The sequence below is a fragment of the Arthrobacter sp. RT-1 genome (assembly GCF_003367205.1).
In the GTDB taxonomy this organism is placed as follows: Bacteria; Actinomycetota; Actinomycetes; order Actinomycetales; family Micrococcaceae; genus Arthrobacter.
In genome coordinates, this window is record NZ_QRGQ01000009.1 from 107360 (window position 1) to 133254 (window position 25895).

A 25895-nucleotide genomic window follows, 5' to 3' on the forward strand; every position below is an offset into this window, starting at 1 on the left:
CAGGAACCGCAAGGATTCAGGAACCGGAAGGAACCAAAGCCAGCAGCACGGGAACCACGCCCAGGCAGATGAACGCCGGAAGCGAGCACAAGCCCAGCGGAACCACCAGCTTCACCCCCAGTGAGGCTGCGCGCTTCTCAGCGGCCCGGAACCGTTCGCGGCGGAGCCGGGCGGCCTGGGCATACAGGATGGCCGACGACGGTGCGCCGGTCAGAGCAGCAAACCCCAAGGCATCGCGCAGTTCAAGGATCTCGGGAAGGCGGACGGCCGAGCTGCGCCAGGCGGTGTCCCAGTCGGCGCCGATGGCCAGGGCTGAGACAACAGGCCGGAGCGAATTGCTGTACCGGGCCGAAGCCGAGGCTGCCACCAGTTCAAGGCTGCGCCCAATGCTGGACCCTGCGTCAAGCATCGCGGCGACCAGTTCGAGCATCATGGCGGTGTCCTTGAGACCGGGCCCTCCCCGGTTCCGGGTGGTGGCACCCGCCGCCTGTTCCACACGCCCAGCCCCGTCCCCTGCCAGAGGCAGGCTGCGCAGGCGCTTCCTTGCCGCCCCGGGTCCGGCACAAACGAGGCAGGCAGCTGCGGCGAGCACCAGGAAGACGGCCAAGGCCAGGGCGTAGTTCCCGGTCATGGCACCCCAGCACCGGCTGCCGCCGCCACGAGCCGCGCCGACCAGACCCTTCCGGCCACGGTGAGCGCGACGCCGGCTGCCAGTGCTGCCAGCCCGAGGGGTGTGCCGAGCAGGATGGCGAGCGGATCCACCCCCAGCGCCACTCCGAGCCCCAGCCCCATGAGCGGAAGCCAGGTCAGCAGGCTCACTGTGGCCTTGGGACCAGCGAGTGCGGTCTGCCGTGCTGCGTCGGCGTCGTCCTCCACTTCCAGCTGGGCGGCGAACCGGGTGAGCACGTCCGCAAGGGGACATCCGCTTGCTTCGGCGATGTCCAGGCAGGCGGCCAGCTCCGACCAGATGCGGGTCTCCCGGTCCCCGCCGGCAGCCGCGGCCTCCAGCGTCCGCCGGATTGCGTCCGATACCGGGGTACCCCCGGCCGCCGCCGCCCGGGCAGAGCCCAGCACGGCGATAGACCCGGCGGACAGCCCGCCGGAGGGGTGCTGCCGCGGGGATGGTGGGAAGCGGGGCGCCACGGATGCGGGCAGGTGCGGTGGCTGTTCGTGGCCGGGAGCCCCGTACACCACCCACAGTTCGTCCCACAGCCGGGCAGGGGTCCGCCCGCCTTTGAGCAGCGCCGCGAGTTGCTGGACCACGAGGGTCATGGGCGACCCCCGCATCATTCTCCCTCTCCTGGCTGCAGGCCTGGCCCGCGAAAAAATCCGTATTCCCATGGAAGCGGATGCGGGAGCCGAACCCTGACCTGCGGCACGGCGCAGCCGGCCCGGAGCCCCATACGGCGGCTTGAGCAACAGCACCGCAGCAAGGCACAGGGCCGCGGCCAGGAGGAAAATCACGCGAGACTCTCCGGGTCCAGTCCCAGCCGGGCTGCCAGCGCGGGCCACGCCGGACCAACACCGGGCGCGGCAACCCCCGCCGGCCCGGGAACGCCCGCAGCCGTTCCCAGCGCCGGGACCACAGCAAGCCCGTCTGGACCATCACCGATCAGGCCCAGGCACGTTACCTCCCGGCCCCGGCGTGTCCGTTCTACGTGGATGACCACGTCGAGGGCGCTGGATGCCTGGAGCCGCACGGCATCGGGACCCAGCCCGGCCAGGGCGCCCAGGGCTGTCAGCCGGGCCGGAACAGCGGTGGCAGTGTTGGCATGGATTGTTCCGCCCCCGCCACTGTGGCCGGTGTTCATTGCGGTCAGAAGCTCCCGGACCTCCGCGCCGCGGCATTCACCCACCACCAGCCGGTCAGGGCGCATGCGCAGGGCCTGCCTGACCAGTTCGCCGAGGTCCACCTCGCCGCCGCCTTCAAGGTTCCCGTGGCGGGATTCCAGGGACACCACATGCGGATGGACGGGGTTCAGCTCGGACGCGTCCTCGATCAGGACCAGCCGCTCCTCCGGGGAGCACAAGCCCAGCAGGGTGGAGAGCAAGGTGGTCTTCCCGGATCCGGTGGCGCCGCTGATCAGGAAACTCAGCCTGTGCTCGACGACCTTCTCCAGGACAGCCTGCAGCTGCGGGCCGAACATTCCGGCCGTGCCGAGTTCGTCCATGGTGAACACCCGTTCCCGCCGGATCCTGACGCTGAGCAGGGTCCCCGCCGTGGAGACCGGCGGGAGCACGGCGTGGACGCGGTAGCCGCCTGCCAGCCGCACATCCACGCAGGGCGAGCCGTCGTCCAGCCTGCGCCCGCCCGCCGCGACCAGCCTGCAGGCCAGTGCCCGCAGCTGGGTTTCACTGTCGAAAACCACCGGCGTCCGCTCGATGCCGCGGCCCCTGTCCACCCAGACGGAATCAGGAGCGTTGACGAAAATGTCCGTGGCGGCAGGATCCCGAGTGAGTTCCTGCAGCGGCCCCAGCCCGTTGAGTTCCGCGCTGATCCGTTCCGCTGCAGCGAGGGAACCGGCGGTGCCCAAAAGCTTGCCGGTGGCCTGCACAGCGGCGGCCACCCGCGATGGCGTGACCGCCCCGGCCTCCGCCATCATGGACTCTCGGACTGATTCCAGAAGGCCGGCGTCCACGCTGCGCCTGCTGCGGAAATCCTGCTCGCGGCCGTCCCGCCTGCGGCCGCCCAAACCTGTTTCCAGTCCGGGCTGTTGCCTCATGCCGGCCCTCCCACCGGCATATCGTCACCGAGCAGGTCAAGGACCGACGCGGCAAAGTGGCGGACGCCCCGCCGCTTACCGAGGTCCAGGAGCCGCCCGGATTCCGTGGCTGCGGCCACAATGCGCAGTTCGGGCACCCGGCCCTGGACAGGCAGTCCAATCGCCTCGGAGAGCAGCGAGCCGTCCAGCGCTGCGCCGGGTTTCCCCCGGACCAGGAGGGCAGCCTCAACCGGCGGAAATTCCTGCAGCAGCCGCACGGCCGCCACGGCTGCCTTGAGCTGCGCGGGAACCACGAGCAAAATACGGTCGCAGTCCCAGGCAAAGGCCTGCAGCGGCTCTGTCCTGCGCCCGATGTCCACCACCACCAGTTCATAACCCCGCCGGGCAGCGTCGAGTACTCCCACGGTGGTAGCAGCGGCGACCGGAGCCGGCTGGTCCCTGCTGGCGGGCCATGACAGGAACGAGAACCCGCCGGCTATGGGCAGGGAGTCCGACAACTGTGCCGGGTCGATGCTGCCCCTCGCCTCGGCGAGATCGGGCCAGCGCAGCCCCGGGTTTTCCTCTGCCGCGATGGCGAGTTCCAGGCCGCCGCCCCAGGGATCGCCGTCAACGAGCAGCACGCGGACTCCCAGGCCTGCCGCTGCCTGCGCTATCCAAACGGCAGCAGTGGTTGCGCCGGCACCGCCGCACCCGCCGGTCACGCCGAGGACCAGCCCTCCCGGGCCGGGCGATTTGGACCGGCTGAGGTGGTCAGCCAACCAGGCCGCCGCGTCCGGCAGGACGGCAACCCGTTCTGCTCCCAAGGCTGCGGCGAGATGCCACAGGCTGTCTCCTTCACCGTCGAGGCCCACCAGGACCGCGGGTGCCCGGCGCCGCGGGGGCAGCTCGCGGATGTCGCTCCCCACCAAAACTGCGCCGGCCCCGTCCCAGTGCCTGCTGGCTCCGGCAGCGTCAGCCGCGACCCGAAGATGCGCTCCGGCGGCGGCAACAATCCGCTCCACCTCGGCCCGGAGAAACGCCGACGACGTCACCAGGAGCACGTCATCGGAACCCTCCGGCAGCCAGGAATCGGCGCTGTCCCCTGGACTTGCCTCACCGGGACTGAATATTCCCGGCTGTCCCGCCCCGGAAGGCCGCAGCTTTCCGCCGCCGGAACTGCCCTGCTCGGTGTGGGAAGGGGTCAACTGGTGCCTGCTCATGGGGCCACTCTTCACTGCCGGCCGGAGCCACGTAAGGGATCACAGCCGCTATGTGGAAAAGCCCGACGGGGCAGCCAGGCCGAGGCCACACCGTCAGCGGGGCCCCCGGAAAACAGGGCACAATTGGACCATGTACCTGCTGCTCGCCGCCCACCCCGACGGCGTGGCCCTGCAGGAGCTGACGCAGGCCGGACTCCCCCAGCCAGCCAACCCCGAACCGCGCCTTGTGGACCGAAGCGGCCTGGCCGCCGTCGTCCGCGATCTGGAAACGAGGCGGCCCGGCGGGCAGCCGCCCCGCTGGATCTGGCACCGCACCCGGGACTGGTATCCGGACCTGCTCGCGGCCGGCGTGGAGCTGGAGCGGTGCTACGACATCAGCCTCTGTGGGAACATCCTGGCCTTTTCGCAGTTCACCGCCCACACCGAGTACGCGCGCAACGCCGTCACGATGCCGGTGGATGATCCGTTGCTCCCGCCAAAGGCGCTCCTGCCGCCCCGTCCGCCGGCGGACCAGGGCGCCCTGTTCGACGAACCCGAGACCGGCCCCGCACCGCGGTACACCCCGGACGAACTCCGGTCCGAATACGCCGCCCAGCAGGATGCCCTGGCGGCGGTGGACACCGGGGAGAACCGGCGCAGCCGGCTGCAGCTGCTGCTGGCCGCTGAATCCGCCGGCGCCATGATCGCCGCGGAAATGCAGCATACCGGCGTCCCATGGAGGGAGGATCTGCACGAGAAGATCCTCGTTGAGTACCTGGGGCCACGCCCGCCCGCGGGCCAGCGGCCGGCCCGGCTGGAGGCGCTGAACTCGGAGCTCCGGGAGCTGCTGAACTCGCCCACGCTGAACCCCGATTCCCCGCAGGACCTGATGCGCGCCCTGCACCGCAACGGAATCGAGGTGAACAGCACCCGGAAGTGGGAGCTGAAAGAGTCGAACCACCCGGCCATCGGGCCGCTGCTGGAGTACAAGAAGCTGTCCCGGCTGCACACCGCCAACGGCTGGGCGTGGCTTGATGCCTGGGTTGCCGGCGGCAGGTTCCGGCCCGAATACGTGGTGGGCGGGGTGGTGTCCGGCCGCTGGGCCTCCCGCGGCGGCGGTGCCCTGCAGATCCCCCGCCAGGTCCGCGGTGCCGTGCACGCCGATCCGGGCCACAAGCTGATCGTCGCGGATGCCTCCCAGCTGGAGCCGCGCGTGCTGGTTGCATTGGCCAGGGACGCCATCATGGCTGAGGCTGCCCGGGACCAGGACCTGTATGCAGGCATCGCTGCCAAGGGGTTCGGCGGTGACCGGGCGAAGGCGAAGGTGGCCCTGCTGGGCGCCATGTACGGCGCCACCTCGGGCGAATCCGGCCGCCTGATGCCCCAGTTGGCAAGGACCTATCCGCGTGCGGTGGACTTCGTGGAACGCGCGGCGCGCGCCGGTGAATCAGGTGGCACCGTGACCACGCGGCTGGGCCGCAGCAGCCCGCCGCCGTCGGAGCGTTGGTTCCAGAGCCAGCGCTCCACCACGGCGGAGGAGCAGCGCCGTGCGGAGTCCATTGCCCGGTCCCGCGGCCGCTTCACGCGGAACTTCGTGGTCCAGGGCTCGGCGGCAGACTGGGCGGCGTGCTGGCTTGCCGAATTACGACGACGGCTGCGGAGCCTCCGCACGGAAGGCACCTTGGGTGCCGAACTGGTCTTCTTCCTCCACGACGAGGTGATGGTCCACGCACCGGCGGAGAAAGTGGACGCCTGCATCAAGGCTATCGAAGACGCGGCCAGCGCAGCCAAGGAGTTGCTGTTCGGCCCCATCCCGGTTGAGTTTCCGGTCAGCGTGGCCGTGGTTGATTCCTACGACCACGCAAAGTAACTGGTCGCGCGGGCCTCAGTTAAGGAAAAGTAACCTACCCGGCAGTAGCTCGACGGGCAGCGTGACGGACGTTACAGTTCATACCGGCGACTGAGGCAGATCGGCGCCAAAGATGATGCAAAGACGCATACCCAGGGGAGGTCCGGCATATGGCGGGCAGGTTTGAAATTCATCGAGTTGGAGACGAGTCGTACCGGCTGCGGCTCACGGACGCTGAAGGCAACATTGTTGCCGTTTCACCCAACTTCAAGTCGCTGAACACACTGGTTGACGGCATTAAGGCGATGCGGGAGAACGCAGCAACAGGCGTAGTGGTGGACCTGCGGCAGCAGCAAGCCTAAGCCTGGAGTTTTTTACGGGCGCCCGGCACCATAACGGGCGCCCGCATCCAGACCGGGCAGCCGCGCTCAAAGGCGCGCGTGGCTCCCTTACTCTTTACGCCCCCATCGGATGCAGGCGGTTCCGGTCCCACGGAACGGACCAGCCAAGCTGGTCGAAAAGCCCGCTCAGGACAATCCCGGTAAACCCCCACACCACCACGCCGTTGACGGTAAAGGCGGGGCTGTCGAAGGTCCGGCCGGCCCGGTGGACGGTAGCCATCACCCGGTTGTCCGGATCCAGCAGGTCCCGGACGGGAATCCTGAAAACCTGCGCGGATTCCGCGTAGTCCACCACCCGCACGGGTGACGGGGACCGCCACCAGCCCAGCACCGGTGTCACCAGGAAGTTGCTGTGGGCCAGGCCGAGTTGCTGGAGTGTGCCCAGGACTTCGACCCCGCTTGAGTCAAGCCCGGTTTCCTCTACTGCCTCCCGAAGCGCTGCCTGAACGGCAGTTTCGTTGGCATCGATGCTGCCGCCGGGAAACGCCACCTGCCCTGGGTGCGATCCCAGGGTGTGGGCCCGTTCCAGGAGCAGCACATCGAGGTCGGCGGGCGCCAGCGGCTTGCCGGAGGTGGCCGGAACATCGTCCAGCGCGCCGAAGAGCATCAGGACGGCAGCCTTGCGCGCCCGCTCCTCGTCCACCGTCAGGGCAGCCCATCGGGGGTCAGGGGCGGCGGCTGACCCGGATTCGGCCCGGCGCGCCAGTTCCAGAAGGTCTTCGCGGGCGCTCACAGGGTCCGCTTCCGGGAGGCCATCCTGATTTCGGCGGCACGGTGGGTTTCAGCGAGCAGCTCCGCCAACAGCGCCTCGCTGCCGGGTGCGAGCTCGTACTTGAGGAGTTTGGCCGCCTTCACCGGATCCGTTTCGCCCATGCCGTAACTGGGGCACCAGTTGGCCACCGGGCACGCCCCGCACGCCGGTTTCCGGGAGTGGCAGACGCGCCGGCCGTGGAACACAACGCGGTGCGAAAGCATGGTCCAGTCCTTCGGCTCGAACAGTTCGGCCACATCAGACTCGATCTGGACGGGGTCTTCCGATTGCGTCCAGCCGAACCTGCGGGCCAGCCGTCCGAAGTGGGTGTCCACCGTGATGCCGGGGATGCCGAACGCGTTTCCGAGCACCACGTTGGCGGTCTTGCGCCCAACCCCCGGAAGGGTGACAAGGTCCTCGAGCCGGCCTGGCACCACACCGTTGAACTCGTCCACCAGCCGGGTGGCCAGTGCGATCAGGTTCCGGGACTTGGCACGGAAGAAGCCGGTGGGCTTGATGATCTCTTCAAGCCGGGAGGGGTCGGCCTCGGCCATGGCCCGCGCGTCCGGGTAGTTCTGGAAGAGCAGCGGCGTGATCTGGTTGACCGTCACATCCGTGGTCTGGGCCGAGAGCACGGTAGCCACCAGCAGCTCGAAAGGGTTGGTGAAATCCAGCTCCGCGTGCGCGTACGGGTACTTTTCGGCCAAAGCCCTGTTGATGCGCCGCGCCCGCCGCTTCAGGGCGAGCACCGACTCGGAGGAAACCAGCGGCATGCCGGCGGCCTGGCCGGCAGCAGCCTTCCCTCCGCCGGCCTTGGCCCGGGGCGCGGCCATTGGAGCTAGCCGCGCTCGATGTTGCTGAGGTCCCGCAGGACGCCCAGCCGCCCGTCGGTGTGCTGGACCAGGAACTCGTGGCCGCGGTCCTCAAGGGCAAGGACCCACCCGCCCGGCTCAATAACGAAGGCCGGGGCCCCGGTGCGGGGGTCATAGGCGGTACGGTGCTGGGCGACAGCGAACCAGAACGCCTCATGGATGGGCAGTTCGTCCGATTCGTAGTGCCGGCTGGCAGGGTCCACGGTGGCCCCAATGGGTTCCTCGGAGCGGACCTGCTGGTGGACGGCAGTTGCCGCCGGCGGTTCCCACGTGCTCCTCGCCGCGGAGGCAGCCGGCTGCGCGCCGCCGTCGTGATGGGACGTCGCGGATGAACCGCCTGCCCCGGCACCTACGTGCACATCCCCGAACTGCGTCTCTTCTGCGGCAGGCGCGGAGGCGGGACGGACGACGTCGGCTGCCTGGGTTGGCGGGCCGGCGTCAACTTCGGGCGCCCGGTCGGACACTTCGGGGGCGGTGGATACGGGACCACCGGCGGCGGGTCCGCCCGCGGCAGCGACGCCGGCGGATGGGACGGCGGCGGTAGCAGGTGAATGCGGCGCGGCTGTCGTGGGAACGGCCGCAGTGGCCGGTGCATGATGGGTGGGTCCGGGCTGGACCGCCGAGGATCCCGCGCCGGCACCGCCGAACAGCTTTCCGCCGGCAGCGCCCAGCAGCTTCCCGCCGCCGGGCTTGGACGCGGACTCGGGCTTGGGCTGCTTGGGTGCACGGGGCTTCTGGACCGGGGCGGCCGCCTCACGGGCCACCACATGCGCCGGCACCTCAGCGCGGTCCTTGAAGTCGCCCGAAAGATACGGCAGGAAGCGGCCCAGGACCGTTGCAGCGAACAGGATCAGGGTGCCGATCAGGCCCACCAGCAGGCTGGGCACGTACGCGCCTGCCACGGACAAAAAGAAGAAGGCGACGGCGAAGCAGGCCACCACCGACGCGAACTGGTCGATGGAGAGGGAGCCGATGCGGATTTTGGTGGCGGGTGCCAGCCTGCGCGCCGCGAAAAGGGCGCTGACGATGAGGGGCAGGATGATGCCCAATCCCAGGAAGAAAAGGTTGTTCAGGTTCCACAGGTTGTAGCGGCCGCCGAAGATGGGCAACAGCGAAGCGATGAACAGGATGAGGGTGGCGACAAACACGGCCAGGTCCCGCACGGTGAACGGACCGAGCACTGCCTGGTTGGCGTCCTTGGCAAGGCCTGCCGGCTTCCCTTCGGACGTGGCCTGCTGGCCTGCCCCGGTGGCGGGTCCGGCGGCGCCGGAACCTGCCGCGGTATCGGGGCCGGTCTTCTGGCCAAAGCTTTGCTGGTTCATTCTGTTCTCCTTAGCGTGGCGGCACCGGGGCCGGCATGGCCCCGATATCGTGCCGTCGTAACACCGGATCCGCCGCGGCCACGCGCAGTTGCGCCTGTCCACAGCGGTCCGAAGTGAAGTCACAATTCCATTTCAGCCTAGTCAACAGCCGGGCTGATCACTAGCTGAACGGCGCCGCCGGGGGCGTCCTCCCGACGGCGGGCCCAACCATTCACCGCTTAATGGACGCCGCTCGCGGGTACGTCTGTGACAGGGCACACATGTATGTCCGGGCAAGCATTAGTCTTGATTCCGGAACAGCTCTTTGCGGTATGTCCGTGATCGGCCGGTGCCCAACGTCGTGCGTGCGGCGGAGCCCGGCCGGCAGCCACCATGCCGCGCAGCAAAGATCGATGAATGATGAGGTTCACATGTCCCAGGACACTCCAAGCTCCACGGCCACCGTTCCCGCAGGCTCGGCACAGCAGGGCGATGCCTTTGAAAACCTGCTTCATGAGACCCGGACCTTCCCGCCTTCGCCGGAGTTCGCGGCCAACGCCGTGGTCACCGCGCAGGAGTACCAGGAGGCCGACGCCGACCGGCCGGCTTTCTGGGCGAAGCAGGCGCGGGAGCTGCTCACCTGGAGCAAGGACTTCGACGAGGCGCTGGACTGGTCCAACCCGCCGTTCGCCAAGTGGTTCGTGGGCGGCGAGGTCAACGCGGCCTATAACGCGCTGGACCGGCACGTGGAGAATGGCCGGGGCGACCGGGTGGCCATCCACTTCGAGGGCGAACCCGGCGATACCCGCTCCTACACCTACGCTCAGCTGACCGAGGAAGTGAAGAAGGCAGCCAACGCCTTCGAATCCCTCGGGGTGGTCAAGGGCGACCGAGTGGCCGTCTACCTGCCGATGATCCCCGAAGCAGTCATCACGCTGCTGGCCTGCGCCCGGATCGGCGCCGTGCACTCGGTGGTGTTCGGCGGGTTCTCCGCCGACGCGCTCCGCTCCCGCATCGATGACGCCGAAGCCAAACTCGTTGTCACCGCCGACGGCACCTACCGCCGCGGCAAGCCCAGCGCCCTGAAACCCGCCGTGGATGAAGCCCTCGCCAAGGCCGGCCACACGGTGCAGAACGTGGTGGTGGTCAAGCGCAACGGCCAGGACGTGGACTGGACCGAGGGCCGGGACCACTGGTGGGCCGACACCGTCGAGGCAGCTTCGGCCGAGCACACCGCCGTCGGGCATGACTCCGAGCACCCTTTGTTCATCCTCTACACCTCCGGGACCACCGGAAAGCCCAAGGGCATCCTTCACACCACCGGCGGCTACCTCACCCAGACCGCCTACACCCACAAGGCAGTGTTCGACCTGCACCCCGAGACGGACGTGTACTGGTGCACGGCCGACGTCGGTTGGGTCACCGGCCACTCCTACGTCACCTACGCCCCGCTCATCAACGGCGCCACCCAGGTCATGTACGAAGGCACCCCGGACTCCCCACACCAGGGCCGCTGGTGGGAGATCATCGAAAAGTACAAGGTCTCCATCCTCTACACCGCGCCCACCGCCATCAGGACGTTCATGAAGTGGGGCCGGGAGATCCCGGACAAGTACGACCTCACCTCCCTCCGTGTGCTCGGGTCCGTAGGCGAACCCATCAACCCCGAAGCCTGGATGTGGTACCGGAACGTCATCGGCGGGGACAAGACCCCCATCGTGGACACCTGGTGGCAGACCGAAACCGGCGCCCAAATGATCGCCCCGCTGCCCGGCGTCACCGCCGCCAAACCCGGCTCCGCCCAGGTGCCCCTGCCCGGCATCGCCGTGGACGTCGTGGACGAAATGGGCGAATCGGTGCCCAACGGCCACGGCGGGTTCCTGGTGATCCGCGAACCCTGGCCGGCAATGCTCCGCGGCATCTGGGGCGACCCGGAACGCTTCAAGGACACCTACTGGTCCCGTTTCGAGACCATGTACTTCGCCGGTGACGGCGCCAAGAAGGACGAGGACGGGGATGTCTGGCTGCTGGGCCGGGTGGATGACGTCATGAACGTCTCAGGGCATCGGCTCTCCACCACCGAAATCGAATCCGCCCTGGTCTCCCACCCAGCCGTGGCCGAAGCCGCCGTCGTCGGAGCCGCAGACGAAACCACCGGCCAGGCCGTCGTCGCGTTCGTCATCCTCCGCGGCGACGCGGTCAACGGCGGCGACGACACCGTCCAGGAACTCCGGAACCACGTGGGCAAGGAAATCGGACCCATCGCCAAACCGAAGAACATCCTGGTGGTCCCGGAGCTGCCCAAGACCCGGTCCGGCAAGATCATGCGCCGCCTCCTCAAGGACGTCGCAGAAGGCCGCGACCCCGGCGACGCCACCACCCTCTCCGACCCGACGATCATGCAACAGATCGCCCAGTCGCTCAGGAAATAGAAGTCCCCGCGACGACGGCGCTGCCCACTTGGTGGGCGGCGCCGTCGCCGTATGCTGGGAGCAGCCCCGTCACCTGCCCGAAGGAACCGCCCGAATGCTCGCCGTCGCACGCCACCAGGCCATTTTGGACGCCCTCCAGCGCGAACGGGTGGTGAGGGTCTCGGACCTGGCCCAGCAACTCGGCGTTTCCCTGATGACGGTGCGCCGCGACATTGAGGTGCTTGAAGAGGGCGGGCGCCTTGAGCGCATCCACGGCGGCGCCAAGGTCCCGGGTGACACCAGCACGCATGAGCCGGGATTCGACCTGAAATCCACCCAGCTGACCGACGAGAAAAAGGCCATCGCGGTTGAGGCGGCCAGCCTTGTGCAGGAGGGCATGGCGGTGGGCCTGAGCGCCGGAACCACCACCTGGGCGCTGGCCAAGGAACTCACCGGCGGGCCCCGGATCACTGTTGTCACCAACTCGGTACGCATCGCGGATCTGTTCCACCACGCCGCGTCCGCCGGCTCCGCCCGCTATGCGTCCACGGTCATCCTGATCGGCGGCGAGCGGACGCCGTCGGATGCGCTGGTGGGCCCCATTGCCACGGGCGCGCTGAAGCAGCTGCACCTGGATGTTTTGTTCCTGGGCGTTCATGGGATGGACGCCGACGCCGGGTTCACAACCCCCAACCTGCTGGAGGCGGAAACGGACCGCGCCTTCGTTGCGGCTGCACGCAAGACTGTGGTCCTGGCTGACCACACCAAGTGGGGCCTGCTGGGCATCAGCTCCATCGCTTCCCTGGAGGAAGTCGACGAAGTCATCAGCGACGAAGCCCTCAGTCCGGAGGCTCAGCGCATCCTGCAGGAACGGGTAGGCCGGCTGAGGCTCGCCGGCCTCTGACTAAAACCTTCAGGGGCAGCCGCAGGATTGGCGGATGTGCAGTTTCGTCGGGAAGATCCGGTGCTGCGGCTTTTCCCCGCGGCTGGCTCCCACCAGCGCCGCCACCGCGGCTTCCGCCATCACGGCCACCGGCTGCTCCACCGTGGTCAGCGGAGGCCAGGAGTATTCGGATTCGGCGGAACCGTCAAAGGAAGCTACCGCCATCCCGCCGGGGATGGACAGCCCTGCTTCGTGCACTGCCCGCAACAGGCCGATCGCCTGCATGTCGGAGGTGGCGAAGATCGCCGTCGGCCGGTTGACGGAAGCCAGCAGCCGCTGGCCGGCAAGGTAACCGCCGGGCCGCGTAAAGGCGCTGTAGACAATCGGCCCCTCCGGCAGGCCCGCCTCCTGCAGGGCTTCCCGCCATCCCACTTCACGGCCGTCAGTGGACCCGGAAACGTTGGTGCCCATCGCCAGGCCTATGTTGGTGTGGCCGTGGCCGATCAGGTGTTCCACGGCCATCCGGGCGCCCGCCGCGAGATCCACGCCGATGCTGTTGAACCCCGGCGCATCCCGCTCCTGGTTGAGCAGGACCGAGGGGATGTCCGCCGTTTCCAGGACCTCCAGGTCCGGTTCGAAAAGGACGCTGGCCAGGAGCACGCCGTCCACCTGCCGGGCGGCAAGGTTGCGGATATTCCGCCGCTCCTTGGCGAGGTTCCCGTCGGAGTTGCTCAACACCAGGGCGTATCCCAGTTCTGCCGCGGCGTCCTCCACGGCATGGGAGAAAAGCGAGAAGAACGGGTTGGAGATATCCGGAACCACAAGCCCGAGCGTCTCGCTGGAGCCCAGCTTGAGCGCACGGGCCGCCGCGTTGGGACGGTAGCCCAGGACGCGGATGGCGTCCTGGACCTTGGCTTCGGTGGCAGGCGCCACCTTCTTGGGCCCGCCGTTGACAACGTAACTGACGACGGCGGTGCTCACGCCGGCGTATCGCGCCACGTCCTTGCGGGTCACGGGGCCCCGTGTGGCCTGCGCTGCCGGAGAAGTCATGCTGTCCATGTTAGGTACAAGTACCCGGCGCATCGCCGAAGTCACGGATGGGAAGCCGTGCGCCGCTTTGCAAAGCTGACTGGTGCGCCACGATTCCGGGCAGGGTGAAGCGGGCTGCCACCCAGGCGTTCACCGGCGGCAGGGTGCGGTTGTTGACGGCCGTGACGAAGTCATCCACCAGGAAGTGGTGGCTTCCCTCGTGCCCGTTCGGCGCGCCGCGGAACTCCTGCGGAAGCCGTTCCGGGTCGTGGACCGGTGCCAGGCCGGAGACGAAGGCATCCCTCAGCTCGGGCGCCACGTTGGCGAGCGACGGGTCGTCCAGGGAAATGCTGGGCCGGGTCTCGAGTTGCTCGGAGATGTCGTGGACGTTGCGCTTGTCCTGCCACACGGTGACTTTCGCGAGCTGTTCGAAGCTGGCCTCGGTGCCGAAGAACCGGAACCGGGACTCCCGGATGTGTGAGGGGTAGCCCACCCGGCGCATCTCATTGGTGCGCATGACCCCGCCGTCGTTGAGCTCAAAGAGGGCCGTGGCATTGGAGAAGTCGTTGCCGAACATGCTGACGTCCTTGTCAAAGACGCCGTCGTTGCGGTCATCCCTGACTCCGACGCAGCTGACGCTGACCGCATGGGCGGGAACGGCACCGAGTACTCCGCCCACGGCGTGGGTTGGATAGAGCATGGGCGGGTAGCTGGCCGTTTCCTTCCAGCGGTCCCCGCCGCTGTACTGGTAGGCCTCGTAGAAGCCCAGGTCCATGTCGTGGACGTAGTCGCCTTCGGCATAGAAAATCCGGCCGAACTTCCCCTCAGCGAGCTGCTTGCGCGCATAGACGGTGGCGGGGTTGTAGTAGCTGGTCTCCCCCATCATGTAGACCAGCCCGGTGTCACGGACAGCCTCGATGATGCGGGCAATCTCGTCCTCGGAAACAGCCATCGGGACGGCCGAGTACACGTGCTTGCCGGCGCGGAGGGCCTGCTCCACCAGCGGACCGTGCGTCCAGCGCTGGGTGAAGATGGCCACGGCGTCGACGTCGGAGGCCAGGAGCTCCTCAAAGCTTGCCTGTGACCCGGCCAGCCCATAGCGGTCCACCGCTTCCGCAGCCCGCTCCGGAAGCTCGTCCACCACGTGGACGGCACTGACGCCGGGGTGGAGGTTGAACAGGTGGGCGAACTGGCTGCCAAACTGGCCGGCTCCTACTACGCCGATTGAGAACGTCATTGTCTTCCTTCCGGGAAGTTTTGGCAGCACCGGGCAAGCGCTGTCCTTCGGGAAGGCCAGTGTTACACCTGCATCTACTCGAGTCAACACACCATCAAGCGGAAAATGGCTTTTACCTCCGAGGAAAAACAAAAGCTTGCCGCCGCAAATCTACTCGTGTAGATTACATCGCAGTTGTTATTCACATCACAGTCAGGAAAGGGTCGAAGATGACCACCCTTGCCAAACACCCCAGAGCGGCGTCGCCGGCAGCGGCTTCGCCCAAGCCGCTAGGAAGCTACCGCCGGTTCGGGGACCTCAGGATCGCACTGCTCTTCATCGCCCCGGCGCTCATCGGGTTCGTCTTTTTCTACGTCGTGCCAACCATCCGCGGCATCTACCTGAGCTTCACGGAATACAACATCCTCGGCGATCCGGAATGGATCGGCCTGGACAACTACACGGCCATCGCCAAGGATCCGCTGTTCTGGAATTCCCTCGCCGTTACAGGACAGTACGTCTTCCTGAACATCCTCCTCCAGACGGCCCTGGCCCTGGGCCTGGCCCTCCTGATGCACCAGGTGGCAAAGTCCACGATCATCCGCGGGGCACTGCTGCTGCCGTACCTGATGTCCAACGTCATCGCCGCACTGTTGTGGTTCTGGATGCTGGACTACCAGATCGGCGTAGTGAACCAGTTCATCGAGTGGAGCGGGCTGCCCCGGGTCGCCTTTTTCGGCAGCGAGGAGTGGGCCATTCCCACCCAGGCCCTGATCAATACCTGGCGCCATATGGGTTACACGGCACTGCTGATCTTTGCCGGGTTGCAGGCCATCCCGGGCCACGTTTATGAGGTGGCCAAACTGGACGGCGCCTCAGCATTCCAGACCTTCCGGAAAATCACCATCCCGTTGTTGCGCCCGGTCCTGGTCCTGGTCCTCGTGGTGACGGTGATCGGTTCCTTCCAGGTCTTCGACACCGTTGCAGTGACCACCGCAGGCGGCCCGGTCAACGCTACCCGCGTCATCCAGTACTACATCTACCAGCGCGCCTTCACCGAGTCGGACTTCGGCTACGGATCCGCCATCGCCGTCATTCTCTTCCTCATCCTCGCCCTGGTGGCCTTCATCCAGATGAAGTTCCTCAAGGGCAACGAATCGGACCTGGACTAGGAGTCCCGCATGACCACCACCGCAAGCCGCGCAACGCTGCCGGCCGGAACCCGCCGCCGTCGTCCGTTCAACGCCCGCCGTGCCGGCGCGTGGGCCCTCCTGGTCCTCGCCATCGCCGTCTCCGTCCTGCCCTTCCTCTGGGTGCTGAGGACCGCACTGTCCACCAACAATGCCCTGGCTTCCAGCGCCGCCAGCCTGCTGCCGGCGGAGTTCACCTTCGGCGCCTTCAAACGGGTCTTCGGGCTGCAGTCACCGGCGGAAGCCGTGGCCGAAGGCGGCTCGGGTGCCGCCATCGACTTCTGGCTCTACCTGCGGAACTCGATCATCTTTTCCTCCATCACCACCGCCGGCGCCGTGTTCTTCAGCGCGATGGCCGCCTACGCTTTCGCCCGGCTGCGCTGGAAGGGCCGCAATGCAGTCTTCAGCCTCTTCCTCGGCACCATGCTGGTCCCGCCGATCTTCACGGCGCTCCCCAACTTCCTGCTGATCAAGAACCTGGACCTGCTCAACACGATGCTCGGCATGGTCCTGCCGTACGTCTTCATGACGCCGTTCGCCATCTTCTTCCTCCGCCAGTTCTTCCTGAACATGTCCCGTGAGGTGGAGGAAGCGGCCATGCTCGACGGCGCCAAGCACCTCCGGATCTTCTTCCAGATTGTGCTTCCCAACGCCGCAGCCCCCATCGCCACCCTGGCGCTGCTCACCTTCATCGGCCAGTGGAACGAATACTTCTGGCCCCTGTTGGTCGGCTCCCAGGACGACGTCCGGGTCCTCCAGGTGGGGCTCGGCGTCTTCAAGTCCCAGTCGCCGCAGGGCGCGCCGGATTGGTCCGGCCTCATGGCGGCAACCCTTATCTCGGCCCTGCCGGTGCTGATCCTGTTCGCGGCCTTCGGCAAGAAGATCGTCAACTCCATCGGCTTCTCCGGCATCAAATAAGCAATCCCACCTCCCGCCAATACCCCCGAACGGAAAGTAGAACCATGAAGAAATCCCTCGGCGCCGTTGCCGTCGCCGCAGCTGTGGCACTCTCCCTGTCTGCCTGCAGCGGATCCTCGTCAGAAGAAGCCGCCAAGGGCGAGATCAGCTACTGGCTCTGGGATGCCAACCAGCTCCCCGCCTATCAGCAGTGTGCTGACGACTTCACGAAGGCCAACCCTGACATCACGGTCAAGATCACCCAGCGCGGCTGGGACGACTACTGGTCCACACTGACCAACGGCTTCGTGGGCGGCACCGCACCGGACGTCTTCACCAACCACCTGGGCCGCTACGGCGAACTGGCAGAGAACAACCAGCTGCTGGCCATCGACGACGCCGTCGAAAAAGACAATGTGGACCTCTCCGCCTACAACGAGGGCCTTGCAGACCTCTGGGTGGGCCAGGACGGCAAGCGTTACGGCCTGCCCAAGGACTGGGACACCATCGGCCTGTTCTACAACAAGGCCATGCTGGCCGGCGCCGGGATCACCGAGGACCAGATGAAGGACCTCACCTGGAACCCCGAAGACGGCGGCACCTACGAGAAGGTCATCGCCCACCTCACCGTGGACAAAAACGGAAAACGCGGCGATGAGCCAGGCTTCGACAAGAACAACGTCGACGTCTACGGGCTGGGCCTGAATGGCGGCGGCGACTCCTCCGGCCAGACGGAGTGGAGCTACCTGACGAACACCACCGGCTGGTCCCACACGGACAAGAACCCGTGGGGCACCAAGTACAACTACGACGACGCCAAGTTCCAGGAGAGCATGGACTGGTTCGCAGGGCTGGCCGGGAAGGGTTACATGCCCAAGCTTGAGACCACCGTGGGCGCGGCCATGGCGGACACCTTCGCGGCCGGCAAGTCCGCCATCAACGCGCACGGATCCTGGATGATCGGCCAGTACACCGGTTACAAGGGCATTGAGGTGGGCATCGCCCCCACCCCCGTTGGCCCCGAAGGCGAGCGCGCGTCGATGTTCAACGGCCTGGCAGATTCCATCTGGGCCGGGACCGAAAAGAAGGACGCAGCCATCAAATGGGTCGAATACCTCGCGTCCGCCGACTGCCAGGATGTCGTCGCCTCCAACGCCGTGGTCTTCCCCGCACTCAAGGCGTCCTCGGACAAGGCCGCTGAAGCCTTCAAGGCCAAGGGTGTGGATGTCACCGCGTTCACGGAGCACGTCAAGGACAAGACCACATTCCTGTACCCCATCACGGACAACACCGCCAAGGTCAAGGGCATCATGGAGCCCGCCATGGACGCCGTGGTCTCCGGCAAGGCGCCCGCCAGCTCCCTCACCCAGGCCAATGAGCAGGTCAACGCCCTCTTCAAGTAGGCACTGCTTCGCCATCCCAATCCGTGGCTGCGTTTGTGGTCGCAGCCACCGGGCCGGATGCCGCCGTCCCATCCTCGCGGCGGCGGCATCCGGCCACCCCTTCCCGGCTACCAAAACACTCCGTACCGCGTCTTCCGGCGCACAGCACAAACGATGAAAGAGACTTTCCTATGGATCCCCTGCACCTCCGTTCCGCCGGCACCAGCCTGGTGATCAGCTTCGACAGCGGGGAGGCTGAGGTCATCCATTGGGGCGCCGACCTCGGTGCCACCCTGCCGGACCTGGCCATCCTGACCAGCCCCGTTCCGCACTCCGCCATCGACGCCCGCGTCCCCGCCGGCCTGCTCCCCCAGGCTTCCTCCTCCTGGCGCGGCCGTCCCGCCCTGCGTGGCTCCCGGATCACCGACGGCGGCTCCGGCCTGGACTTCTCCTCCCGCCTCCGTACTACCTCGGCCACCTCAGAGGGCTCCAGTGCACGGATTGTCCAGGCCGACGCCGATACCGGCATCAGCGTCTCGTCCAACCTGACGCTGCACGACGGCGGCCTGCTGGAACTGCGCCACACCGTCACCAACGAGGGCACCACCCCCTTCCAGGTGGACGAACTGGCCACCGTCCTCCCGGTGGCGCCGGACGCCGTCGAACTCCTGGACCTGACCGGCCGCTGGTGCCGCGAGCGCCATCCGCAGCGGCGGGCCATCCAGCAGGGCACTTGGGTCCGGACCGGCCGGCACGGCCGCACGGGCCACGATTCCTCCCTGCTGTTCGCCGCCGGCACCCCGGGTTTCGGCAACCGCCACGGCAAGGTGTGGGCCACCCACCTGGCCTGGAGCGGCAACCATGAGCAGTTCGCGGACACCATCGGCGACGGCCGGACCATGATCGGCGGCTCGGAGCTCCTGGGCCCCGCCGAGGTGGTCCTTGCACCGGGCGGCAGCTACACCACCCCGGCACTGTTCGCCGCCTACTCGGAATCAGGGCTGGACGGGATCACCGACGCCTTCTACAGCTGGTTCCGGTCCCGTCCGCATCACGTGCTCCCCGCCGCGTCCACCGGCCTGCCCGCCGGCAAGCCCCGCCCGGTGGTCTTGAACACCTGGGAGGCGGTGTACTTCGACCACAACCTGGACACGCTGATCGAACTCGCCGAATCCGCCGCCGATCTCGGTGTGGAGCGCTTCGTGCTCGACGACGGCTGGTTCCGCGGCCGCCGCAACGACCAGGCCGGCCTCGGTGACTGGTACGTCGATGAGACCCTGTGGCCGAACGGCCTGACGCCGCTGATCGAGGCCGTGACCTCCCGCGGGATGGAGTTCGGGCTGTGGGTGGAACCGGAAATGGTCAACCTGGACTCGGACATTGCCCGGGCGCATCCGGACTGGATCGTTGGCCCCTCAGCCATCCAGCACAAGGACGGCGGCCGGCTGCCCCTGGAATGGCGCAACCAGCACATCATCGACCTGGTCAACCCTGAGGCCTGGCAGTACATCTACGACCGCATCGACGCGCTCCTGGCCGGCAACAACATCAGCTACCTCAAATGGGACCAGAACAGGGACCTGCTGGAGCACGGCCACGCCGGCCGCTCCTCGGTCCACGAACAGACCCTCGCCGCGTACCGCCTGTTCGACGAGCTCCGCAAGGCGCACCCCGGCGTCGAGATTGAAAGCTGCTCCTCCGGCGGCGCCCGGGTGGACCTGGGCATCCTGGAACGGACCGACCGGATCTGGGGGTCGGACTGCAACGATGCGCTGGAGCGGCAGACCATCCAGCGCTGGACCGGCGCCGTGGTCCCTCCGGAGCTGGTGGGCAGCCACATCGGCCCCACCACGTCCCACACCACGGCCCGGACGCACGATTTGTCCTTCCGCGCCATTACCGCCCTATTCGGCCACTTCGGCATGGAGTGGGACGTCCGCAGCGTGCAGGGCGAGGAGCGTGAGGAACTGCGGCGCCTCGTGGGCCTGTACAAGGAGCACCGGGACCTGATCCACAGCGGCCGCCGGGTCCACGCCGACGTCGCTTCCGACGCGCTCCTGCTGCACGGTGTTGCTGCTGCCGGCACGACAGTTGCAGAAGGCACGACGGCGGCCCTGTTCGCTTTGGTCAGCCCCCGCACCTCCGCGGCCGAGGAACCCGGGCGGGTTGGACTCCCCGGCCTGGATGCGGAACGCAGCTACCGGGTGGAGGCAATCTTCCCCGCGCCGGGCGACGCCGACTACGTGCACACCTTCACCCAGGTCCAGCCGCCGGCGTGGCTGTCCGACGGTGCGGCGGCAAGCGGCAGGTTCCTTGCCGAGGTGGGGCTTCCCATGCCCATCCTCAACCCCGAGCACGCGCTGCTGTTGAAGGTCACTGCCCTCTAGCAGGCGAGTGCTCTGTCCCGGCGTTTCCAAGCAACGCGGGGTCATTTAGCGCCCATTCCGAACGCCGGAACGGGCACCAAGTGACCCCGCGTTTCTTTTGGCTGTAGCTCCGACGATAGATTTGCCTGCATGACTGAAGCCTCCTCCGCCGTCGACGCCGGCCGCGGCACCATCCTTGTGATCAATGGCCCCAACCTGAACCTCCTGGGCACCCGCGAGCCGGAAAAGTACGGCACCTCAACCCTCGCAGACGTGGAGCAGCTGGCCGCCGCCGCAGCGAAGGCCCATGGCTTCGACGTGGAATGTGTCCAGTCCAACCATGAAGGCGTCCTGCTGGATGTCATCCACGCGGCCCGGGGCACGGCCGCGGGCATCGTGATCAACGCCGGCGCTTTTACCCACACGTCCGTGGCACTCCGTGACGCCCTCGCCGCCGTGCAGCTTCCCGCCGTCGAGGTGCACATCACCAACGTCCACCAGCGCGAGGAATTCCGGCACCATTCGTACCTCTCGCCCGTGTGCGCCGCGGTCATCGTGGGCGCAGGCGTCACCGGGTACCGGCTGGCCATCGACTACCTGGGCGAAGTCCTCTAGCTGCGTGTTCCGGCCCCTGCGGGCCAAAGCCGTGGTGTCCTGCCTGCGGCGAGGTCTTCCACCCAGCCCACGCACAGGATGGCGGCTCCCAGGAGCGGCCAGACCATGAGGAACAGCAGCCAGTCGCTTTCCAGCAGCCAAGGAAAGGCCTCGCTGAGGACCGGGTTTTCCCAGCCCAGGTCAATGAGCGGGACCGCGGCGACGAGCAGCAGGTTGTGCCACAGGTAGATGGTGATGGCCCGGTTGTTGACGAGCGTTACAACGCCGTCGAGGATCTTCATCCGCCCGGGCAACGCCGGCCAGACCGGGGAAAGCCGCAAAAGCACCGCGCAGTACCCCAAGGACCACAGGGCCTGGGCGAGCGGGATCTCGTTCAGGTTCCAGCCTTCCTCGCTCGGGTGGGTGGCCGCCCAGGCGAGTCCGAGCACCATGAGGGCCAGGGCAAGGACCACCACGACAGGGAACCGCAGTTTGCGCAGCAGGCCATCGTGGTGGGCGAAGCCGAGGACCCAGCACGAACCGAAGGTGATGAAGTCGGTGACGGGATTGTTCGCCCATTCCGGCAATGCCGCGTTTTCAAGGGTCAGGACAGCCAGAAGTCCAAGCGGGGCCAGCAAGGTAACCCAGGGAAACCGGCGGAACGCCTTGAGCAGCAGCGGTGACAGCAGCATGAACCAGAAGTAGGCCCGGATGTACCACAGGATCTCCTCGGCCTGGAAACCCCATGAGGAGTCGGTCAGGACGCCATTTGTTCCCGCGCTTTCCGGGAACGGCGGGGTGCCCACCGGGACGAACCACAAAGCAAGGTCCAGCCAATAGCCTTCCTCCTCCTGCCATGGCCGCCAGCCCGTGAGGAACAGCAGGCCCAGCACGGTGACGGCGTAGAGCCAGAGCGGAAGCAGCAGCCGCCGGGCCCGGCTTTTCAGGACCCCCGCAGCGGGCCGGTCCAGCGAACGGGCCATCAGGGCCCCTGCCAGGGCGAACATCACGCCCATTGAGGGAAACACGAGGCTCATCCAGACGGCACCCGAGAAGCTGTGGAAGGCAACCACCCGGGCCAGTGCCACCGCACGCAGGGTATCCAGGTACCGGTCCCGCCCGGGTGCCTGGATACCAGTTGACATGGCTTCCTTCCTCCCGGGTTGCCGCCTTGCTTCCGCACAACAGTAGAAGCACCAGCGGACGCGGGCATCTGTAGGAAGTACTCGAAGTTTGCCCTTGCCATACCTGCATCCCGGGCCGGATGTGGGGCAGGCCGGCGGGAACTCCCCTTCTTTGGGATTGGGTAGCCCAGGCCCTCGACCCCAAAAGCACGCGCAGAATACTATTCGTTTACGCCGGGGAGCCCGGCCAGGGCGGACAATGCGGCTGTTAGGGCTGCAGTAAGGGACCTCGTCCCGATACATAAAATAAGCGGATCCACGACCGATCCGCCGGTGCACGTGCCAGGCCTTCGGGGTGCCCAATGCGAAAACTTTTTGTTCTGCTGACGTCCGTGTTTTTGGTGCTTACCCTCGGCGGCTTCACCGGGGATGCCGGCTTCAGCCGCGGCATGGTCAGCGTCACGTTCGACGACGGCTGGGCCAGCCAGCACCGGAATGCGCTGCCCATCCTGGACAAGTATGGAATTCCGGCCACCATGTACATCCACTCCGGAGCCATTGACGAACAGCCCACGTACATGACGCAGGAGCAGATCCAGGACTTTGCGGACCGCGGCCATGAGATCGCGTCCCACTCTGTGACGCACGCGCACCTTCGCGAGGTCCCGGCCGGCCAGCTCGATGCGGAGCTGAGGGAAAGCCAGGCTACGCTGCGGCAGTTGTTCGGACCGGCGGCGGCCACCAGCTTCGCCTCGCCCTATGCCGAATACAACGACGCAACCCTGGCGGCCATCAGGCAGGTCTACTCCAACCAGCGGGCCTATGACGACGACGGGACGGACGACTCCGGCTTCAACACCCGCCTCAACTATGACCCCTATAACTTGAGGGTGAAGTTCGTTGACGCCACCACCACCACGGCAACCGTGCAGGGGTGGATCAATTCCGCCAAGTTCTACAACTCCTGGCTGATCCTGGGCTACCACGAAGTGGGCGAAAACATCGGCGGCGGCGTCTACACCACGGACACCGCCGTACTCGATGCCGCCATGAAAGCCGTCAGGGACAGCGGCCTTGGCATTGTCACGGTCGCTGATGGCGCCGCCGAAGCCTTGCCGCAGGCATCAGTAAACCTGCCAGGCTGATTCGCCACCTGCGCGGGCTGGCTATTTCTGGATGCACTGCCCGGAGGAAACAGGCGACGTCAGCGCCGGGGCCTGCGCGGCGACCGGATTCAGGTCATCCATGGTGATGGCGAAGCCCATGTCCGTGTCCGAGGTGGCCTTGGCGAAGATGACGCCCGCCACCTGGCCGTCCGTTGTGAGCAGCGGCCCGCCGGAATTACCCGGCTGCACGTCGCCGGCCAGCCGGTAGATCTCCTCCGGGGTCGGGTTGCTGCCGTAGATGTCGGGGACCAGCACGGTGGTGATGTCCTGCACGGTGGCCGGCTTCGATTGGAAGGGACCGCCGTGCGGGTAGCCGGCGAAAGCCGCCGGGCTGCCCCCGGGCAGGTCTGTGCTCAGTGGCAGCGGCTGCGACGGCAGGTCCTCCACGGCCAGTACCGCGAGGTCATGCTTGGTGTCGAAGTAGACCACGCGGCCCGGCATCGCGCCGCCGTCGGGCAATTCCACCACCGGCTGCGACACGCCCGCCACAACGTGCGCGTTCGTCACCACGCGATCCTCGGAAACCACAAAGCCGGTGCCGGTCTGGTTTTGCCCGCATTCGTAGGCCGTGCCCGCAATTCTCAGGACGGACTCGGCCGCCCTGTTCAAGGCAGGGGTGTCAGTGCTGGCATTGGGCACGGGAACTACAGGGCCCTGTTCCAGCCCCTCAATGAGGGTGGGAATTCCGTTGCCAATAACTGCCGAGCGCAGCTGCGCCATGGTGGCCTTGACCGGGGTGGGGGTCAGCCCGTCGATGAACCGGATGACCTTGGATTCCGCCAGCTGCTGGGAAACGAGCGGCACACCCAGTGAACTGATGCTGAACGCGAGCATGGACATGACCAGCGCGGAAACCACAACATTGGCGGCGCCGCCCACCAGCCGGTCCGCTGCCCGCAGGGGCCGGATCCGCATAGCGCCGCGTATCTGCCGGCCCACCATGGTGCCCAGGCCATGCCCCAGGACCACCAGGACGACGGCGGCCGCCACGATGGCGGTCAGCCTCCATCCGGAGTCCTCAACGAAGCCGCTGACCAGGGGAACAGCGAAAAAGGCCGCCACGGCGCCGGCAGCAAAACCGGCGATGCCGCCCGCCGTCACGAGGAAGCCGTTGCGGAGGCCGTAGACCAGGTAGGACAGCAGGGCCAGGATCAAGATCAGGTCCAGGACAGTCAAGCCGACCACGAAGGCTCCTTATAAACAGTTGAAACCTCATTCTAATGGCGGTGGCTGACAATCATCTGTGGGTTTGCTTGTGCCGCCGGGCACCCGCATGGCGCTCCCGGACGGGCCGTAACGGGCCGGTGAAATGCGTCCGATCGCACCGTTTGGGCCCGTCATAGGGGCGTTTCGGCTGCCAAGTTCGTCACAGAACCTTGAAAATTCTGAAACAATGGCACAAGCGCCACAGCCGATACTTTTACTCAGGAGATTTTATGGACATCGAGGTACTGCGCCGAGCACCCCTTTTCGCCACGCTCGACGACGACGCATTCCGTCTGCTGACGGACGAGCTCACCGAGGTGGACCTTTCCCGCGGCGCATCTGTTTTCCGCGAGGGCGACCAGGGTGACCAGCTTTACTTCATCGTTTCCGGCAAGGTGAAGCTGGGACGCACCTCCCCGGACGGCCGCGAATCACTCCTGGCCATCCTCGGCCCGGGTGAACTGTTCGGCGAAATGGCGCTGTTCGATCCCAGCCCCCGCACCGCCACGGCAACCGCGGTCTCCGAGACCCGCCTGGCCGGATTGAAGAACGAGAGCCTGAACAACCTGCTCCGCACCCGCCCCGAGGTTTCGGCCCAGCTCCTGCAGGCTTTGGCCCGCCGCCTGCGCCGCACCAACGACTCCCTCTCGGACCTGGTGTTCTCCGACGTTCCCGGCCGCGTCGCAAAGGCACTGCTGGACCTGGCCGACCGCTTTGGCCGCCCCGCCACCGACGGTGTCCTGGTGGCCCACGAGCTTACGCAGGAAGAGCTGGCCCAACTGGTGGGCGCCTCCCGCGAAACCGTGAACAAGGCCCTCGCCGAGTTCGTCCAGCGCGGCTGGCTCCGCCTGGAGGCCCGCGCCGTAGTCATCCTGGACATGCAGCGCCTCCGCCAGCGCTCCCGCTAAGCACTGCAGAAGGCCGCCCCTCGGGGCGGCCTTCTGCATGCCGTTCGGTGGTTGAGCCTGTCGAAACCCAAGTGCCTTTCCACATAGCCGCCTCTGTCCCTCCTCTAGACAGTCCAGGCGCAGGAGAATCGGCCCATGCCATTCACCTACATGCTCCGATGCTCTGACGGGTCCTATTACGTAGGCAGCACAACAAACATCGAAGTTCGCCTCGCACAACACCAGACAGGTGCAGGAGCCGTTTATACCCGGCGTCGACGCCCTGTCGAACTCATATGGTTCGAAGAATTTAGCCGTATCGACCAAGCGTTCGCCAGGGAGAAACAGGTCCAGGGTTGGAGCCGCGCCAAACGGGAAGCGCTGATTGCCGGAACGTATGGCACGTTGCCCGGGCTGTCGGCGAATCACAGCAGGCCGCGTCGTGAATAGGGTTTCGACAAGCTCAACC

General features: G+C 66.9%; 23 protein-coding genes. 12 read left to right on the forward strand and 11 right to left on the reverse strand.

Going from position 1 to position 25895, the window contains the following annotated elements:
* Window positions 1-16 precede the first annotated feature (16 nt).
* Genes DXK94_RS09945 through ssd form a run of 4 tightly spaced genes read right to left on the reverse strand, consistent with a single transcriptional unit; the run spans window position 17 to window position 3922 of the window.
* Entirely contained in the window at window positions 17-631 is a 615-nt protein-coding gene (locus tag DXK94_RS09945; RefSeq protein ID WP_115524840.1) for a type II secretion system F family protein, read from the reverse strand.
* Complete coding sequence (locus DXK94_RS09950; protein WP_115524841.1) at window positions 628-1464, reverse strand: hypothetical protein; 837 nt, start codon at window positions 1462-1464, stop codon at window positions 628-630. The genes DXK94_RS09945 and DXK94_RS09950 overlap by 4 nt, the downstream gene beginning before the upstream one ends.
* Window positions 1461-2723: a TadA family conjugal transfer-associated ATPase gene (locus DXK94_RS09955; protein WP_115524842.1), complete on the reverse strand. Its 1263-nt coding sequence runs from the start codon at window positions 2721-2723 to the stop codon at window positions 1461-1463. The genes DXK94_RS09950 and DXK94_RS09955 overlap by 4 nt, the downstream gene beginning before the upstream one ends.
* Window positions 2720-3922, reverse strand: coding sequence for a septum site-determining protein Ssd (ssd, locus tag DXK94_RS09960; RefSeq protein ID WP_115524843.1), 1203 nt, complete (start codon window positions 3920-3922; stop codon window positions 2720-2722). Before ssd ends, DXK94_RS09955 begins: the two co-directional genes overlap by 4 nt.
* A gap of 130 nt (window positions 3923-4052) precedes the next feature.
* Here ssd and DXK94_RS09965 point away from each other — a divergent pair, with 130 nt between their 5' ends.
* Window positions 4053-5771: a bifunctional 3'-5' exonuclease/DNA polymerase gene (locus DXK94_RS09965; protein ID WP_115524844.1), complete on the forward strand. Its 1719-nt coding sequence runs from the start codon at window positions 4053-4055 to the stop codon at window positions 5769-5771.
* Between the two features lie 149 nt (window positions 5772-5920).
* On the forward strand, window positions 5921-6112 hold the full coding sequence (locus tag DXK94_RS09970) for a DUF1508 domain-containing protein (protein WP_079597563.1): 192 nt from the start codon (window positions 5921-5923) through the stop codon (window positions 6110-6112).
* 94 nt (window positions 6113-6206) lie between these two features.
* Here DXK94_RS09970 and DXK94_RS09975 read toward each other — a convergent pair whose 3' ends face one another.
* The 3 genes from DXK94_RS09975 to DXK94_RS09985 all read right to left on the reverse strand — a co-directional run bounded on the left by DXK94_RS09975 (window position 6207) and on the right by DXK94_RS09985 (window position 9096).
* The gene (locus tag DXK94_RS09975; RefSeq protein WP_115524845.1) at window positions 6207-6884 is read right to left on the reverse strand and encodes a CoA pyrophosphatase; all 678 of its coding nucleotides are present in this window, start codon (window positions 6882-6884) and stop codon (window positions 6207-6209) included.
* Entirely contained in the window at window positions 6881-7675 is a 795-nt protein-coding gene (nth, locus tag DXK94_RS09980) for an endonuclease III (RefSeq protein ID WP_115524882.1), read from the reverse strand. Before nth ends, DXK94_RS09975 begins: the two co-directional genes overlap by 4 nt.
* Window positions 7676-7740: 65 nt before the next feature.
* Window positions 7741-9096 carry a hypothetical protein gene (locus DXK94_RS09985; protein ID WP_115524846.1) on the reverse strand — a complete coding sequence of 452 codons (1356 nt, stop codon included), beginning with the start codon at window positions 9094-9096 and terminating at the stop codon, window positions 7741-7743.
* Window positions 9097-9506: 410 nt separating this feature from the next.
* Between DXK94_RS09985 and acs the strand changes: the two genes are divergently transcribed.
* Both acs and DXK94_RS09995 read left to right on the forward strand, forming a co-directional pair.
* Window positions 9507-11507, forward strand: a complete 2001-nt coding sequence (gene acs, locus DXK94_RS09990; protein WP_115524847.1) for an acetate--CoA ligase — start codon at window positions 9507-9509, stop codon at window positions 11505-11507.
* A gap of 94 nt (window positions 11508-11601) precedes the next feature.
* Complete coding sequence (locus DXK94_RS09995) at window positions 11602-12390, forward strand: DeoR/GlpR family DNA-binding transcription regulator (protein ID WP_115524848.1); 789 nt, start codon at window positions 11602-11604, stop codon at window positions 12388-12390.
* A 9-nt stretch (window positions 12391-12399) separates the two neighbouring features.
* Here DXK94_RS09995 and DXK94_RS10000 read toward each other — a convergent pair whose 3' ends face one another.
* Entirely contained in the window at window positions 12400-13419 is a 1020-nt protein-coding gene (locus tag DXK94_RS10000; RefSeq protein WP_115524883.1) for a LacI family DNA-binding transcriptional regulator, read from the reverse strand.
* A gap of 10 nt (window positions 13420-13429) precedes the next feature.
* Entirely contained in the window at window positions 13430-14635 is a 1206-nt protein-coding gene (locus DXK94_RS10005; protein WP_079597568.1) for a Gfo/Idh/MocA family protein, read from the reverse strand.
* A gap of 209 nt (window positions 14636-14844) precedes the next feature.
* On the opposite strand from DXK94_RS10005, the gene DXK94_RS10010 reads away from it, so the two are divergent.
* From DXK94_RS10010 to aroQ, 5 genes are all read left to right on the forward strand, one after another.
* The gene (locus DXK94_RS10010) at window positions 14845-15786 is read left to right on the forward strand and encodes a carbohydrate ABC transporter permease (protein WP_115524849.1); all 942 of its coding nucleotides are present in this window, start codon (window positions 14845-14847) and stop codon (window positions 15784-15786) included.
* Window positions 15787-15795: 9 nt separating this feature from the next.
* Window positions 15796-16722, forward strand: coding sequence for a carbohydrate ABC transporter permease (locus DXK94_RS10015; protein WP_115524850.1), 927 nt, complete (start codon window positions 15796-15798; stop codon window positions 16720-16722).
* A gap of 44 nt (window positions 16723-16766) precedes the next feature.
* Window positions 16767-18104 (forward strand): sugar ABC transporter substrate-binding protein, encoded by a 1338-nt coding sequence (locus tag DXK94_RS10020; protein ID WP_115524851.1) that lies wholly within the window; start codon window positions 16767-16769, stop codon window positions 18102-18104.
* Between the two features lie 170 nt (window positions 18105-18274).
* On the forward strand, window positions 18275-20470 hold the full coding sequence (locus DXK94_RS10025) for an alpha-galactosidase (protein WP_115524852.1): 2196 nt from the start codon (window positions 18275-18277) through the stop codon (window positions 20468-20470).
* Window positions 20471-20599: 129 nt separating this feature from the next.
* The gene (aroQ, locus tag DXK94_RS10030; RefSeq protein ID WP_079597573.1) at window positions 20600-21064 is read left to right on the forward strand and encodes a type II 3-dehydroquinate dehydratase; all 465 of its coding nucleotides are present in this window, start codon (window positions 20600-20602) and stop codon (window positions 21062-21064) included.
* Here aroQ and DXK94_RS10035 read toward each other — a convergent pair.
* Entirely contained in the window at window positions 21061-22188 is a 1128-nt protein-coding gene (locus DXK94_RS10035; protein WP_079597574.1) for an acyltransferase, read from the reverse strand. The two genes, aroQ and DXK94_RS10035, sit on opposite strands and share 4 nt — an antisense overlap.
* 341 nt (window positions 22189-22529) lie before the next feature.
* Between DXK94_RS10035 and DXK94_RS10040 the strand changes: the two genes are divergently transcribed.
* Complete coding sequence (locus DXK94_RS10040; RefSeq protein ID WP_115524853.1) at window positions 22530-23312, forward strand: polysaccharide deacetylase family protein; 783 nt, start codon at window positions 22530-22532, stop codon at window positions 23310-23312.
* A gap of 21 nt (window positions 23313-23333) precedes the next feature.
* Here the strand turns inward: DXK94_RS10040 and DXK94_RS10045 are convergent, their stop codons facing one another.
* Window positions 23334-24518 carry a MarP family serine protease gene (locus DXK94_RS10045; RefSeq protein ID WP_079597576.1) on the reverse strand — a complete coding sequence of 395 codons (1185 nt, stop codon included), beginning with the start codon at window positions 24516-24518 and terminating at the stop codon, window positions 23334-23336.
* A 251-nt stretch (window positions 24519-24769) separates the two neighbouring features.
* Here DXK94_RS10045 and DXK94_RS10050 point away from each other — a divergent pair, with 251 nt between their 5' ends.
* The gene (locus DXK94_RS10050) at window positions 24770-25447 is read left to right on the forward strand and encodes a Crp/Fnr family transcriptional regulator (protein WP_009359192.1); all 678 of its coding nucleotides are present in this window, start codon (window positions 24770-24772) and stop codon (window positions 25445-25447) included.
* A gap of 150 nt (window positions 25448-25597) precedes the next feature.
* On the forward strand, window positions 25598-25876 hold the full coding sequence (locus DXK94_RS10055; RefSeq protein ID WP_254865572.1) for a GIY-YIG nuclease family protein: 279 nt from the start codon (window positions 25598-25600) through the stop codon (window positions 25874-25876).
* The last annotated feature ends 19 nt before the right edge of the window (window positions 25877-25895 follow it).

Excerpts from the sequence above, each read along its gene's own strand:
- DXK94_RS09945 (WP_115524840.1), bottom strand. The coding sequence starts at position 631 with ATGACCGGGAACTACGCCCTGGCCTTGGCCGTCTTCCTGGTGCTCGCC.
- DXK94_RS09955 (WP_115524842.1), bottom strand. The coding sequence starts at position 2,723 with ATGAGGCAACAGCCCGGACTGGAAACAGGTTTGGGCGGCCGCAGGCGG.
- ssd (WP_115524843.1), bottom strand. The coding sequence starts at position 3,922 with ATGAGCAGGCACCAGTTGACCCCTTCCCACACCGAGCAGGGCAGTTCC.
- DXK94_RS09965 (WP_115524844.1), top strand. The coding sequence starts at position 4,053 with ATGTACCTGCTGCTCGCCGCCCACCCCGACGGCGTGGCCCTGCAGGAG.
- DXK94_RS09970 (WP_079597563.1), top strand. The coding sequence starts at position 5,921 with ATGGCGGGCAGGTTTGAAATTCATCGAGTTGGAGACGAGTCGTACCGG.
- nth (WP_115524882.1), bottom strand. The coding sequence starts at position 7,675 with ATGCCGCTGGTTTCCTCCGAGTCGGTGCTCGCCCTGAAGCGGCGGGCG.
- DXK94_RS09985 (WP_115524846.1), bottom strand. The coding sequence starts at position 9,096 with ATGAACCAGCAAAGCTTTGGCCAGAAGACCGGCCCCGATACCGCGGCA.
- acs (WP_115524847.1), top strand. The coding sequence starts at position 9,507 with ATGTCCCAGGACACTCCAAGCTCCACGGCCACCGTTCCCGCAGGCTCG.
- DXK94_RS09995 (WP_115524848.1), top strand. The coding sequence starts at position 11,602 with ATGCTCGCCGTCGCACGCCACCAGGCCATTTTGGACGCCCTCCAGCGC.
- DXK94_RS10000 (WP_115524883.1), bottom strand. The coding sequence starts at position 13,419 with ATGACTTCTCCGGCAGCGCAGGCCACACGGGGCCCCGTGACCCGCAAG.
- DXK94_RS10005 (WP_079597568.1), bottom strand. The coding sequence starts at position 14,635 with ATGACGTTCTCAATCGGCGTAGTAGGAGCCGGCCAGTTTGGCAGCCAG.
- DXK94_RS10010 (WP_115524849.1), top strand. The coding sequence starts at position 14,845 with ATGACCACCCTTGCCAAACACCCCAGAGCGGCGTCGCCGGCAGCGGCT.
- DXK94_RS10015 (WP_115524850.1), top strand. The coding sequence starts at position 15,796 with ATGACCACCACCGCAAGCCGCGCAACGCTGCCGGCCGGAACCCGCCGC.
- DXK94_RS10020 (WP_115524851.1), top strand. The coding sequence starts at position 16,767 with ATGAAGAAATCCCTCGGCGCCGTTGCCGTCGCCGCAGCTGTGGCACTC.
- DXK94_RS10025 (WP_115524852.1), top strand. The coding sequence starts at position 18,275 with ATGGATCCCCTGCACCTCCGTTCCGCCGGCACCAGCCTGGTGATCAGC.
- aroQ (WP_079597573.1), top strand. The coding sequence starts at position 20,600 with ATGACTGAAGCCTCCTCCGCCGTCGACGCCGGCCGCGGCACCATCCTT.
- DXK94_RS10035 (WP_079597574.1), bottom strand. The coding sequence starts at position 22,188 with ATGTCAACTGGTATCCAGGCACCCGGGCGGGACCGGTACCTGGATACC.
- DXK94_RS10040 (WP_115524853.1), top strand. The coding sequence starts at position 22,530 with ATGCGAAAACTTTTTGTTCTGCTGACGTCCGTGTTTTTGGTGCTTACC.
- DXK94_RS10050 (WP_009359192.1), top strand. The coding sequence starts at position 24,770 with ATGGACATCGAGGTACTGCGCCGAGCACCCCTTTTCGCCACGCTCGAC.
- DXK94_RS10055 (WP_254865572.1), top strand. The coding sequence starts at position 25,598 with ATGCTCCGATGCTCTGACGGGTCCTATTACGTAGGCAGCACAACAAAC.